The organism is Paenibacillus sp. 2TAB19, from assembly GCF_052115185.1.
Taxonomy (GTDB): domain Bacteria; phylum Bacillota; class Bacilli; order Paenibacillales; family Paenibacillaceae; genus Pristimantibacillus.
The window spans coordinates 65,677-79,397 of the sequence record NZ_JBFRGE010000012.1; the positions used below are offsets into that span (position 1 = coordinate 65,677).

General features: G+C 48.5%; 9 protein-coding genes. 5 read left to right on the forward strand and 4 right to left on the reverse strand.

The window, feature by feature from the left end:
- Position 1: 1 nt before the first annotated feature.
- The 5 genes from AB4Z33_RS07815 to AB4Z33_RS07835 are packed head-to-tail and all read left to right on the forward strand — an operon-like array spanning position 2 to position 7,768.
- Positions 2 to 1,831, forward strand: a complete 1,830-nt coding sequence (locus AB4Z33_RS07815; protein WP_442049384.1) for a DUF2194 domain-containing protein — start codon at positions 2 to 4, stop codon at positions 1,829 to 1,831.
- Positions 1,832 to 1,835: 4 nt separating this feature from the next.
- Positions 1,836 to 3,275 carry a GT4 family glycosyltransferase PelF gene (gene pelF / locus AB4Z33_RS07820; protein ID WP_442049385.1) on the forward strand — a complete coding sequence of 480 codons (1,440 nt, stop codon included), beginning with the start codon at positions 1,836 to 1,838 and terminating at the stop codon, positions 3,273 to 3,275.
- On the forward strand, positions 3,251 to 6,358 hold the full coding sequence (gene pelG, locus AB4Z33_RS07825; protein ID WP_442049386.1) for an exopolysaccharide Pel transporter PelG: 3,108 nt from the start codon (positions 3,251 to 3,253) through the stop codon (positions 6,356 to 6,358). Before pelF ends, pelG begins: the two co-directional genes overlap by 25 nt.
- A 1-nt stretch (position 6,359) precedes the next feature.
- Positions 6,360 to 7,070, forward strand: a complete 711-nt coding sequence (locus tag AB4Z33_RS07830) for a polyphosphate polymerase domain-containing protein (protein WP_442049387.1) — start codon at positions 6,360 to 6,362, stop codon at positions 7,068 to 7,070.
- A gap of 17 nt (positions 7,071 to 7,087) precedes the next feature.
- Positions 7,088 to 7,768: a DUF4956 domain-containing protein gene (locus AB4Z33_RS07835; protein ID WP_442049388.1), complete on the forward strand. Its 681-nt coding sequence runs from the start codon at positions 7,088 to 7,090 to the stop codon at positions 7,766 to 7,768.
- Between the two features lie 12 nt (positions 7,769 to 7,780).
- On the opposite strand, the gene AB4Z33_RS07840 is transcribed toward AB4Z33_RS07835, so the two are convergent.
- The 4 genes from AB4Z33_RS07840 to AB4Z33_RS07855 all read right to left on the reverse strand — a co-directional run bounded on the left by AB4Z33_RS07840 (position 7,781) and on the right by AB4Z33_RS07855 (position 13,553).
- Positions 7,781 to 10,066 carry a PAS domain S-box protein gene (locus AB4Z33_RS07840; protein WP_442049389.1) on the reverse strand — a complete coding sequence of 762 codons (2,286 nt, stop codon included), beginning with the start codon at positions 10,064 to 10,066 and terminating at the stop codon, positions 7,781 to 7,783.
- Between the two features lie 112 nt (positions 10,067 to 10,178).
- Positions 10,179 to 10,673 carry a hypothetical protein gene (locus AB4Z33_RS07845; protein WP_442049390.1) on the reverse strand — a complete coding sequence of 165 codons (495 nt, stop codon included), beginning with the start codon at positions 10,671 to 10,673 and terminating at the stop codon, positions 10,179 to 10,181.
- A 133-nt stretch (positions 10,674 to 10,806) separates the two neighbouring features.
- Positions 10,807 to 11,310, reverse strand: coding sequence for a hypothetical protein (locus AB4Z33_RS07850; protein WP_337100789.1), 504 nt, complete (start codon positions 11,308 to 11,310; stop codon positions 10,807 to 10,809).
- Between the two features lie 188 nt (positions 11,311 to 11,498).
- Positions 11,499 to 13,553: a multicopper oxidase family protein gene (locus AB4Z33_RS07855; RefSeq protein WP_442049391.1), complete on the reverse strand. Its 2,055-nt coding sequence runs from the start codon at positions 13,551 to 13,553 to the stop codon at positions 11,499 to 11,501.
- Positions 13,554 to 13,721 lie beyond the last annotated feature (168 nt).

A 13,721-nucleotide genomic window follows, 5' to 3' on the forward strand; every position in this document is an offset into this window, starting at 1 on the left:
GATGAATAAAGAAATAAATTTTTCTCGGAATATTTATATTATTTTGGYTGCCATCCTCCTATTTGCGATCGTAATTCAAATAGCTAGGTCGCAATATGTATTGGAATTTAATGAGAATAATCGTTTAATCGAACAGCGTCAAAAGATGCTAGCAAACTTGAAGATTGATGAAGAGTCTGTTCCTGAAGGAGATCCATATTGTCTTGTTTACTTGTCTGGCGATAGTAGCGTAACTATAAAGGATAATGCAGCTCGTGCGCTGCAATATATGAAAAAGCCGACAACAGAGACAGATTTGACAAAGACCCCTTTTAATCCCAAGGGATGCGCCGCCGTTTTGCTTGCAACAGAGCAACTCAATCGTTTAGGCGATATTCGCGTAATGTCCGATTACGTATACGACGGTGGCCATGTATTTCTCATGAGCACGCCTGATACGGGTGACAACTTCGTTCTTCTGTACCGAAAACTCGGAATTCTATCGTTTGGCGATTTATTTCTATCAGAAGGGATTAAGATGACGTCCAATGTACTGATAGGAGAAAAAGGCATGAGCGTTGGCGAAGGAATTATCGCTAATTCGTCCATATCTGTTGATTTGGATGAGCGATCTGAGGTGCTTGCCGAGAGCAGTGATGGAATGCCGCTTCTCTGGAAGCGGGAGTACGGAAGTGGTTCGTTTATCGTCTTTAACGGAACGATGATGGGTGAAAAAATTAACCGTGGATTAATAGCAGGTTCGGTCAGTTTGATGGAACCCGAGTTTATTTATCCAATATTCAATTCCAAAATATTTTTTATTGACGACTTTCCATCACCCGTGCCGAGAGGAATAAATGCGGACATCTACCGGGCTTATAAGCGCGATATTCCGAGCTTTTTCCGAGATATTTGGTGGCCGGACATGCTAAAGGCAGCCAAGCAATTCGATGTGAAATATACGGCCGTTCTCATTCAATCCTACAACGATAGAGTTGAGCCTCCGTTCCATGCGCCGGTGGACGAGGACCATTATGAACTAATCGCCTATGGGCGGGAGGTCATCAAGAGCGAAGGGGAAATCGGTGTTCACGGCTATAATCATCAGTCGCTGCAAATGAGCAAAAAAACAGCGGAACATTTCGGCTACAACATGTGGAACAGTGCTGAGAAAATGGAGCAATCGATTAAGGAAGTCTTAAGCTATGCGGACAAAGCATTTCCGAATTATGAGGTGTTATCTTACGTTCCGCCTTCAAACGTACTGAGTTCGGAAGGACGGGAAGCGTTGAAGAAAGCGTGGCCGAACTTGACAGTTATATCGTCCCTTTACGATGTCGACGAGGATAAATTCGCTTATGTGCAGGAATTTGAAATCGCACCCGATGGGATCATCGAGATGCCGCGTGTAACGTCAAATTACACGGCATTGTCCTATGACAGATGGGTGGAGGCGAACACGATGACATCAGTTGGCGTTTTTTCACATTTTATTCACCCGGATGATCTTCTCGACAGCGAGCGAAGCCACAACAAAAATTGGGAAGAACTATATAAAGAGTTTACAGCCAATTTAAAACGAATATCGAAGACGTATCCTTGGCTTCGTTCGATGACATCGGCGGAAGGCGCGCTGGATATGGCGGCGGCAATCCAAAGCTCGGTCACTTGGACCCGTGACGATAACCGCATTCAGGGCAAAGTAGAAAATTTTCAAACCAACCTCTATTACGTGTTGCGAACCGAACGTAAAATTGCAAAGCTGGAAAACTGCTCCGTGCGCAAGATCGATACGAATACGTATTTGGTCGAGGCGCATGAGGCATCATTTTCTATCGGATTAGGCGGGTAAGACTATGAAAATATGTATCATTGCAGAAGGGTCATATCCCTATATAACCGGAGGCGTTTCCAGCTGGATTCACAGTATTATTACGCGTATGCCGGAGCATCAGTTCATTATTTATGCGATCGGTGCGCATAGCAAACAGAAGGGGCAATATAAGTATAAGCTTCCTGCGAATATAGTTGAGGTAAAAGAAATATTTCTAGATGCTTACATGTATGAAGAGGGCGAGTGGGGACGCAGATTTAGGCTTACAAACTCGAAGAAAAAAGATATCAGGGCACTGCTGGGCGGCGAAGGAGATGTGAACTGGAGCAACATCTTTAATTTGCTTCGAAGTAATAAGTTTGAGCGTGTGGCTGATTTTCTGTCGAGTAAGGACTATTTTGATATCTTAGAAGATATATGTCGTACGGACTTTAATTTAGTGCCTTTTACGGAAATGTTTTGGACGGTTCGTTCAATGATACTCCCGCTATTTCTAACTATTAGACACGAGGTGCCTCAAGCAGATTTGTACCACAGCGTATCTACAGGGTATGCCGGCGTAGTCGGAGCTTTGGCCAAACACGTACATGAAAAGCCATTGATTTTAACCGAGCATGGCATTTACTCGCGTGAACGCGAGGAAGAGATTATTAAAGCGGATTGGGTGAAAGGTTATTTCAAAGATTTGTGGATCGAATACTTTTATCGTTTATCCAGCTGCGCCTATGAATCTTCGGACCGCGTCATTACGTTGTTTAGCCGAAATAAAGAAATTGAGATTGAGCTTGGCTGTGATCCAGATAAAATTAGCATTATTCCAAATGGTGTGAATACGGAAGATTACAAAGATATATCGGCTATCCCCGATGATGATATTATCCGAATAGGAGCAGTTGTGCGGGTCGTGCCGATTAAAGACATTAAGACCATGCTGCAAAGTTTCTTGATCGTCAAGCGGGAAGTGCCGAATGCCGAGCTATACATCATGGGGCCCATTGAAGAGGATGATGAGTATTATTCAGAGTGTTTGAGTATGGTGAAGACGCTCGAACTTGAGGATGTTCATTTTACGGGGGAAGTCAATATAAAAGATTATTTGGGACGAATGGATATACTGTTGCTTACGAGCATAAGCGAAGGCCAGCCGCTTGCCGTATTGGAAGGCATGGCCTGCGCCAAGCCATTCGTAACGACGAATGTCGGAAGCTGCAAGGAACTGCTGACTGGTCTGGGAGACGGTATTGGACCGGCGGGGCTCGTGGCGCCAGTTATGCATTATGAGCAAATTGGACAAGCGCTCATCCAGCTGAGCAAGGATAGCAATTTGCGCGAGGAGATGGGCCGGAACGGCCTTGAGCGCGTGCAGCGGCATTATAAGCATAAGGATTTTATAACGAGTTACCGCCATTTATACCAAACGTTGGGAGGTGTGCGCGGATGGCAGGAATCGGCTTCGAGCTAAGAAAACTATTTCAGGAGCAAGGACTAATTAATAACGCCAAGGCTTACGCGTATTCCTCGTTAACGACGATTGGACCAATGATTCTATKTATGTTTCTAAGTGTTGCGCTGCAACGGATGATGACCAGGTTCGATACGAGTTATGTAGAATGGGAATTATACGTGGCTACGCTAACGTATGGTTTCGTTTTCTCCATTATATTGACGAGCGGCGTTTCACTGGTGCTGACGAGATATACGGCGGACATGCTGTTTCAAAAAAAACACGACCGCCTTCTAGCATCCTATTATGGGGCACTTATGATATGTATTCCTATTGGGGCGGTAGTAGCTTGGCTGTTTTTACGCGGCGTATCGGAGAACGCGGGCTATAAAGCGGCCGCGTATCTTTTTTTTGTAGAACTTATCATCATATGGATACAAGGCGTGTATTTGTCCGCCCTGAAGGACTACATGCGGATCGTACGAAGCTTTGCGATTGGGACTGCGGCTTCCTTGCTAAGTGGCTGGCTGTTACTAGCTTACACGACACTGCCTTCAACGACTGCGGCTCTATTGGCTTTTGATATCGGATTTTTTATTATTTGTTTAATGTCCACGCTCCATTTTGAACACATTTTTCCGCGCGGGCAAAGTCGTCACTATTTGGAATTCCTTACTTATTTCAAGAAATATCCGGCACTCTTCCCGATCGGCTGTTTTATGTATGCTGGCGTATACGTTCATAGTCTGGTCTATTGGTTTGGCGGCCAAGGAATCGTTATTTCCGAGCAATATCATGTCATGCCTTTATATGATTCGCCTGTTTTCTACGCTTTCCTTTCGGTCATTCCGACTCTAGTAACATTTGTAGTGTCTGTAGAAACCTCTTTTTACGAGAAGTTTAGAATCTATTACAAGCGTGTATTGGAGCGGGGGACTTACCAAGAAGTTCATGCCGCAAAAAAAGAAATGCAAAAGACGCTTATCCGGGAAATCGGATTTCTTATGGAGGTTCAGCTACTCTTTACGATACTGTCCATAGCCCTAGGGATGCGTTTGTTGCCAAGAGTAGGCTTTACGATGGTGCACTTGGACCTGTTTATCGTGCTCGTACTCGGCTATTTCTTATTCATTATGTTATTTATTTTTATGCATATTTTAATGTATTTCGATGATCGGAAAGGTGTGCTTATGATTAGCGGCTCGTTTGTCGTCATTAATATTGGCTTTACTTTTTGGATGATGCAGATTGGAAATCATGGTCTTGGCATGTTTATCGCTTCTGGGTTAGCGCTCGGAGTGGCTATCGCGAGACTGTTGTATGTGTTGCGGAACATCGATTATTATACGTTTTGCTCACAACCCCTTACAACACAGCGGAAGTATGATCTTCCGCGTGCCAAGCTTGGCAAATCGGGGGCTGTCTTGTCGGGTATAATCGCGATAATGCTAGTCCTCTCGGCCTGCTCCGATTCAAACACGGCTGTGGATACCGAACAAGGAGAAGCGTTGTTGGAACCCGATAAGCCGTTAGTGGAAGGAGGCTTATCCGAGGATAAGCGCATATACGAACAAGATGACGATAGCTCGCTCAAGACGCTGTACGTTACGATCTTGCCGGATAAGCAGGACATTGCCAAACCGGTTGACTGGTATTCAATGAACCGCTTGCCTGATCAGTATCGCGAAACAAACTTGGACGTTATTATGCAAGAGGGCAATGGCGATGGTACGGGTCCCGATGAGGGTAAGTTCGGGTTTGGCGAGGACAAAGCTAACGCTAAAATCAGCTTGAGAGGTAATTCCTCAAGATACGAAGCTCAGAAATCGTACAAAATCAAATTATACGACGAAGCCGGATTGTACATGGGCCAACGCGTTCTGAACCTTAACAAACATTCAGCGGACCTGTCACGACTTCGAAACAAACTTAGTTTTGATTTGATGGAAAAAATCCCTGATCTAACCAGTCTTCGTACGCAATTTGTAAAACTTTATGTAAAGGACATGTCTGAGGGTAACCCAAATGCGGATTTTGTGGATTATGGTTTATATACGCACATTGAACAACCTAACGAAATGTTTCTGAAGTCACATTGGCTTGACCCGTACGGTCAACTTTATAAGGTTAACTTTTTCGAATTCTTAAGATATCCAGACATCATAAAACTGCAATCGGATCCAGATTACGATAAGGAAGCATTTGAAACACTGTTAGAAATTAAAGGGCGCGAAGAGCATGAGAAGCTTATCGATATGCTTGATGACCTGAACAATGACCAGATTCCTATCGACCAGGTTATTGATGAGCATTTTGATTTAGACAATCTTTTGACTTGGACCGCCGTCAATATTTTAACAGACAATATTGATACGGATTCTCATAACTTTTATTTATACTCGCCACTTAATTCTCAAAAATGGTACTTCCTTCCCTGGGATTACGACGGGGGATATGAGAATGAACGGCTTGGAGAAGGCTTGGAGCAATATCGCAGCGGCATAAGCACCTATTGGGGAAATGAGCTCCAAAACCGCTTTTTCCGTAGCCAAGAGCATGTGCAACTATTGACCGACAAAATCAATGAAGTAGCTAAGTTCATCAACAAGGACACAATAGCTGAACAAGTTGAAAAATATAAGAATATTGTAAAGCCGTTTCTTTTCCGAGCTCCAGACATCCAATATCTTTCAGGCACTAACACGTCTTTCGAAGATGAGCTCAAGCAGATTATCGAAACGCCGGAACGCGGCATCGAGCGGTATTTTTCGGATTTGGAGAAGCCGAAGCCGTTCTATATGAATGATGTCGAGCTAGAAGGTAACATTGCTATGTTCTCATGGGATTTTTCATTCGACCTGCAAGGCGACGATCTCGTTTATGATTTCACCTTCGCTCGGGACCCATCCTTTACGAATGTCATAAAAACGATGAACGACTTGAAGCAAAATAAAGTAACCGTTGAAGGTGTGAGCGAAGGTTATTATTACTGGAAAGTAATAGCGAGAGATAGCAGTGGTAATAAGCAAATTTCGATTGATTACTACACTGATCATGAGGGGAACGAGTATCCGGGCGTCAGAGAGCTCGAGGTGGAATAGTATGCTCTTTGAAGGCAAAAAGCTTAGAAACGAATTTAAGCACTATTTGCATACGTACGAATACCTCTCGCTCCGGAATAAAGTGTCGACGATGCTGGAGATGGATCCAAATTCTATCGGTGGAGACGGTTACGGCATCCGAAGTTTGTATTTTGACGGTCCGCATGATCATTCATTATATGATAAGAATAACGGCGTGTTCGGCAGGGACAAGTACCGGATACGAATTTATAATGGCAGCGGCGAGAAGATCACATTGGAGCGCAAGAGCAAGTTCGGGGATTTCGTCTGCAAGGAAGCGGCTCCTCTCTCGAGGAGAGAGTACGATGAAATACTAGCAGGAGATTACGAGTGTTTGAGAGATAAAGAGCATCCGCTGCTCAAGGATTTTTATCTTGCGCTAGCTCATCGGGCGTTCCGGCCGATTGTTATTGTGGATTATGTGCGCGAGGCCTATATTTATGAACCGGGCAATGTGCGGATTACATTCGACAAGCGGCTTGCGGCAGGTGTCAATACGGTGGACTTGTTCGATCCGGAACTGGTGCTCCAGGAGGCGCTGCTTGCGCCTCAGACGATTCTGGAGGTGAAGTTCGACTCCTTCCTGCCATCCAACATTCGGTCGCTTCTACAGCCCGATAAAATCGTCAGATCGGCCATCTCGAAGTACGTCATCTGTCGTGAAGTAACCATCAAGCATTTTAAACAATAGCTTTTCAGGGGGCAATTATGGAAGAGACGCTGAATTTTCAGGATATTATCAAGAAAAGCATGCTTCACCTTGAAGCGTTCCGCAGTATTTCCTACGTCGATATGGCGCTTGGGCTTTTATGCGCATTCGCAATCGGATTGTTTATTTTCTGGATTTACCGCAAAACGTTTCGCGGGGTCGTATACAGCTATAATTACAACGTATCCTTCGTTCTGATGACGATGATTACGGCACTCATTATTATGACTATCAGCACCAATATCGTATTGTCGCTCGGCATGGTCGGCGCGCTCAGTATCGTCCGTTTCCGGACGGCGGTCAAGGATCCGCTCGATATTGTCTATATGTTCTGGGCCATCGCGGCTGGTATCGCAAGCGGTGCTAAGATGTATCCACTAGCCTTGATCGGATCCGTCATTATCGGATTGACGCTTGCTTGGCTGTCCCGTCGCAAAGTGAAGGAGCAGGCTTACCTTCTCATTATCCGTCATTCGGATATCGCGAATGACGCGATTAGGCAGCAGCTCCGCAAGCTGGACGCTAAGCTGAAATCGAAGACGGTGCGCAAAGACTTCACGGAGCTGACGGTGGAAGTGCGGCTGCGCGACGATAACACGGCGTTCGTTCACGCGATTAGCGCTATGGAAGGCGTCCACGATGCTTCGCTGGTCAATTACACGGGTGATTACGCCCAATAAGAAGAAGGCGGCCTATTGGCCGCCTTTGCTGTCTTCAATGGCTTGCAGCGTAATCTCAGCGCAGGTGCCTACGCCGAGCGTGCTGCGGAATTCGATCTTGCCCTTATGGTTGGCCATAATCTGCTTGCAGACCATGATGCCTAGTCCGTTGCCGCTTCTCTTCTTCGTGAAGAACGGCTCGCCGAGACGCTGCAGATCCTCCTCCGACATGCCGTCCCCTTCATCGGTGAAACGGATGATGACGCCGTCGCCTGTAGAAGGCAATACGTCGATCGTCAGGTTGCCGCCGCTTGTCATCGCTTCGAAGCTATTCTTCAGCAGGTTGATGAATACTTGTTTAAGCTGATTGGACTCGCCCAGCACCATGGCTGTCTCTAGCTGCTTGTTGACCGTGAGCTGCACGTTGTGCAGATTGGCTTCGGCATCAAGTAGGGTGACGATCTGCTGCAGCGTATCGACGACATCGATCGGCTGCACGTGGATCGCCTGCGGCTTCGCAAGCACTAGAAATTCGCTGACGATGAAGTTAATCCGATCAAGCTCTTCGAGCATAATGTCGAGATGGGAAGGGKACAGCTTCCCCGTCTGCTTCTGGAGCTGCACGAAGCCCCGAAGCGTCGTGAGCGGATTGCGCACCTCATGGGCGACGCCTGCAGCCAGCTGGCCGACGACGGACAGCTTCTCTGATTGCCGAAGCATCTCCTCCGTCTGTTTCCTCGCCGTTATATTCCGCGAGATCGCCGCAATGGCGACAATCTCTCCCTGCTCGTCCCGCACCGAGGACAGCGTAATGCTCAGGTCGATCGCCGCTCCCGACTTGTCGTAGCGAATCGTCTCATAATCGGTTACGGAGCCACCGGACAGCACCTTATCGGTAATCTCGCGATAATCGCGTTCATAGTCTTCTGGTACATGGTTAAGCTTCTTGCCGAGCACCTCGCTCTCGCTCCAGCCATACATCGCTTCGAACGCTTTGTTCACCTGCATGATGTTTCCGTTCAGATCCGTGACGTGGATCGCGTCGGCCGTATGGTTGACGAATGACTCCAAATACTGCTTCATGCTCTGCAGCTCAGCTGCGGAATTCTTCAATTGCGTCATGTAATGGAAAAGATTATTGCCCATCGTATTAACCCGCGAGGCGAGCGTCCCGAGCTCGTCCGTGTTCCGGATCGTAATCGTCTCGCCGAAGTTGCCGTCGGCAATGGCGTTGACCTTGAATAAGATCTGATTCAGCGAACGCATCATGAAGCCGGCTATAAAGTAGCTGGCGAACATCGTTATGACCACGAGGCACAACGAAATGACGGAATGGATGAAGAGCTGATGGTTCAGCGTATCCTGAATGCTGCTGAGATCGAATGTGATGCCGATGACATAGGTCTTATCAAAGGTTATTGACATGAAGCTGCGCATGATTTCCTTGCCGCCCACTATCTTCTTGACGCTATGCATCAAGTTGTCGTCGAGCGCCAGCTGAATATAGACGGAATCGACGTACGTATCCTTGTACTTGTACGTACCGAAAGGAATGTCGCGCACGTCCAAATTGTAGACGGGCTTGCCTTGCTTCATCTTGATAATCGGTTTTTTGCCGAAAAATTGCGGGTCGAAGCCTGTTACCTCCAGCAGCTCGGGATGGTCGTCCGTCAGCTTGTTAATGACCGCGCCGCTGCCTATTTTATCGTTGAAATCTAGAAATACTTGGGCGTCTATATATGGATTGATAATGTAATTGGTCGTTCCGTCGTAATAATAGCCCCATTTGTTTGTAAAATCGGGGTCGGTGGAGGAGAAGTTGATCGGTCCAGACCAGAAGTTCGTCAGTTTCTGACCCTCCGGAATCGTAACAGCATGCTCGTCGAACAACTGGCTGAACGCGGTGTACCAATAATCCCACGTTTTCGAGCTGGCCCCGATTTCTTTCGGATAGGAAGATTTCTGAGCGACAATGTCGTCCGTTGTCCGTTTCCAAAGCGTAATATGATCGACGCCGATCTCTTTGCTCAGCGCGACTAGCTGTTCGTTGGTCACCTTGTCGATGTCCGGATCAAGCTGTTCCTTTGCGGCGATAGCCGCCATGCGCAGCTTCTCGCCGATCGTGTCCTCCATGAAGCGCTTCGCTTTCTCGGAGCTTTCCACAGATACGGCAACCTGTTTGGCGATATTTTTCATTTGCTGCTCGGCGTTCGCCTGCAGGTCTTGCTTAGAGGAGAAATGGTAAATTCCAATATTAAGAATAAGAATTATGGCGACTATGGCCGAAATGGCTACGGAGAGCTTAGCTTTGATGGACAACGGATTGTTCCTCCCAGGTGTCTTGGATGTCATCTTAACAATTAGACGCTGGGAGGCCAAAATCCTGTTTTTAACTTGCGGATATAAATTGGAGATTTCTAGGTGTCTGCGGCTACGCTCGAGTGAACTGTTCCTCGTCTAAATATTGCTCTGCTTCTTCATACGTCTCGAACGCCGATTCGAGGTTTAGGCCGGCGTATACATACCATAGATCGTCTTCGAACAGCAGAGTAAGCGTCGCATTGTCAGGACCGATCCACTTCTCTTCCTTCGGCGGCTTGCGCCCGGCAAACTTGCTCTTTGCGGGAGCTGCGGCCTGCAATCTCGGCGTTGTCGCGAGAGAAGTGATTGATTTCATAATCAACGCGCGAAGCTCGGCTTCGTTGTAATCGCGAATGTTGACCATGCCTTTGTCGTCGGTCGTCACGCCGTTCACTAGCCCGGCGAATACGAAGCCGTTACCGTTCGGATGCAGATGGTAGATGACGGTCTTCTTTTCATGCGCGCTGTCTTCGAAGTGGAAGTTGACGCGTCCAAGCGAGACGTTATGCTGCGTGAGCTCCGCGAACGATTGGATGATGGATAGCTTTTGGTCAAAAGAAAGCATAGGCTTAGAGCCTCCTTGAAATGAGTATATCGATCATTGTACACGATATACCGGCTTCTATGCGACAACGGGCAAGGCCGCAGTCATCCGGGTAGGGACGGCTGCGGCCTTGGCGGCTCGCTTTATTGATTTGTTAAATGTCTTTTTTCTTGGCGATCAACGTCAATGCCCCGATGATAATGAGGGCGATCGCGATAAGCGGCTGGCTGAACAAAATTTTGTTGTACAGCGTGCCTAGCGAGAAGACGGCGAAGAACAGCAGCGACAGAACGGTCAGAATGTTGATTGGGATAAGCAGCCACTTGTTCCGGTTGCCGAACCAGTAGAATTCGAACAAGCCGACCGCTGGCGCCAAAATGAATCCCGGCCACATATATCCCCAGCTGTCGAAGAGCATGCTGAATTGGCAGATGATACCGACCGTGAACAATACTCCGCCAGGAATCAATACGCCGATGCCTCTGCGTCCGAGCATCGAGAAATACATCCAGTGGAAGAATAGGCCAAGGGGAATTACGAAGAGGGATGGCCAGAAGTAAGCGAATATTTTGCCCGGACCGAACGATTCGCCTTGATTCAGGAACAGGACGACGCCGAGCAGGAGCAGCACCGCACCGCTAATGGTTCTTGCATTCATTCGAATGAACACTCCAATCTGATTTCAATTTGTTGTCATTAGCATATCATAGTTGTCAAAAACCTGTCCTCATGCTGCGGGTAGTTTGCGGAGCTGGACTTAAGTCCAGTTCTCTTTACAGTGAAGGCATTATTATTCGGGATGATTATGCGTCTCCGTGCCAACCTCGAACGGCGAGGTAACACCCTCTACATAAGATGCATGGTCATGCCTGCAGCCGCATGCTGCAGATTGTGGCAATGATCCATCCACAAGCCGGGATTATCGGCGAGGAAAGCGACCTCGTACACTTCCCCCGGCGCAACGTCTAGCGTATCCGACCACCACGGACTGCCTGTAACGTCCTCGTTATTGCGCGACAGGACAAGCATGTGATGGCCGTGCAGATGCATCGGATGGTCAACGGAGCTGCGGTTTATGATCGTCGTCTTGACGAGCTCATTCTCTTTCACGACGAACATCGGCGTATTAGGGAACACCTGGCCGTTAATCGTATCGTAAGCAGCGAAGCCGCCGTTATAGAAGGCAAAGCGATTGTCCAGAATCATCGTAAATTCACGGTCGAACTTACTGTCTGGACCAAAGGGGGTCTCCGTCTCTGTGCCGTAGTGTGTCGGATCAAATACGGCCTTCGTCTTCGCAATGGCGGGCGGCTCGGCCTTTCCGTCTTGGCTCATAAGCAAGCCAAGCTTCTTGTTCTGGCCGATGCTTAACAGGACGGGATGATCAGGCATAATAAAGGTGACATCATAACGTGCTCCAGTTATGAGCTCAAGTCGCTCACCGAGAAGATCGCCGGGCTCATGCAGATCCGTGCCGTCAATCGCGACCACTTGAAACGACGTTCCGCTCAGGATGAACGACTGTCTTACCCAGTCTTGCGTATTAATGAGCCGCAGCTTGACGGGGGTTCCCGGTGCTATCGCTTTGCTCTGCAGCGTATCATTCGCTCCGATCGCCATGCCGGCACCATTCCACACATGCGTCATGATCGTAATATCTTCATAAGCTTCGGCGTGAGTATCCTTATCGGGCTCGACGATTAACGCTCCGAACAGGCCCTTCTGCACAGCTTCCTTCGAGTTTTGATGCGAGTGATACCAGAACGTTCCGACTTGCTCGGCGATGAATCGGTACGTGTGCTTCCCGCCGGGCATGACGGCGTTCTGCGTCGCGCCTGCTACTCCGTCCTCGGCATTGGGAACATCAAGCCCATGCCAGTGAAGCGATACGCCGCCTTCGATATCCTCGTTCAGCAGCGTCACCTCGACAAGCTCGCCCTGCTTCACCCGGATCTCGGGACCCGGAATTTGGCCGTTGTACGTCCATGCCTCGATGGTGCGGCCGGAGCTGAGCTGCACGCTCTTCTTCTGAGCGGTGAGCGTGTACTTGCGGTCGGCTTTGCCTGATTGCGGTCCGGTTAGCTCGGTGACGGGGACATCCGCGGCGGTGGCGCTAGCCAGCGCTGGAACGCTGTCCTGATGATTATGGTTATGCCCTGGCTCCACAGATGAGGCAATGCCGTAATCAGGCTTGCCGGTCATCATGTTCAGCCGGTCGGGCAGCTTGCTGCCTTGCATAGCGGTCAGTAGCGGGACGCTGCAGATAGCGGCAACGGCTGCTAACGTGCCTGTAAGACGCAGTCTCCGGCTCCAAGGGCGATAGGAGAACGCCTCCGGCGACTCGGCTGCCTTGCGATTGCGGCTCGACTGCAGCATCCATAAGAAGCAGGCGAGCACCGTGAGCAGCGTTAATGGAATCGTAATATATGACCAGGCGAATGGAATCGGCGGCACGAATGCAAAATAAAACAAACCCGCGCCGGTCAACGCGGCAAAATGGTAAGGCGCTACAAGCAACGGCTCAGTCGATTGCCTGCGTCGCGACATGTCGGGTATAGCAGCTGTCTGCGGCCGTGTCCGCGCGAGCAGCATGCGTACCCGCGGGATCGCGCCTAACCACAGGAAGAGGACGGCTGCGGCGGCGAGCGGCGTGCGCAGCAGCAGACGGTCCAGCCAGAGGAGCGGATGCGCGTTCAAAGCGAGGAAGATGTCCGCCGCAGCCATAATAGAAGCGAGGACCGTGAGTGACACCGTCCAGAAATACAGCTTGCGCGTGCGCTTGTGAAGCTCCTTCTCCGTCTTGTAATAGATAAGCTTGGAAGCTTTGTTGGCCGCGATAAGGGAGAATAGGACGAACAGCATGAGCGCGCCAAGCTCAGTGTTAATAGAGATAGAAAACATAGACGAAAGCCTCCAATAATCATTCTTTTATTAAATGGTATCCGCTGCAGGCAACGCCCAAAACCGTCGATAGTCTTAGGCCTTCACTAGACTTGCGTCTAGTATTTTGACGAATGGACGGAGCCTCTACAAATAGCGGAAATAGTTCCTATTAAACGACAATATACA

What these genes read in the sequence shown, in the direction of transcription:
- pelF (WP_442049385.1), top strand. Translation starts at nt 1,836, where the DNA reads ATGAAAATATGTATCATTGCAGAAGGGTCATATCCCTATATAACCGGA.
- AB4Z33_RS07830 (WP_442049387.1), top strand. Translation starts at nt 6,360, where the DNA reads ATGCTCTTTGAAGGCAAAAAGCTTAGAAACGAATTTAAGCACTATTTG.
- AB4Z33_RS07835 (WP_442049388.1), top strand. Translation starts at nt 7,088, where the DNA reads ATGGAAGAGACGCTGAATTTTCAGGATATTATCAAGAAAAGCATGCTT.
- AB4Z33_RS07845 (WP_442049390.1), bottom strand. Translation starts at nt 10,673, where the DNA reads ATGCTTTCTTTTGACCAAAAGCTATCCATCATCCAATCGTTCGCGGAG.
- AB4Z33_RS07850 (WP_337100789.1), bottom strand. Translation starts at nt 11,310, where the DNA reads ATGAATGCAAGAACCATTAGCGGTGCGGTGCTGCTCCTGCTCGGCGTC.
- AB4Z33_RS07855 (WP_442049391.1), bottom strand. Translation starts at nt 13,553, where the DNA reads ATGTTTTCTATCTCTATTAACACTGAGCTTGGCGCGCTCATGCTGTTC.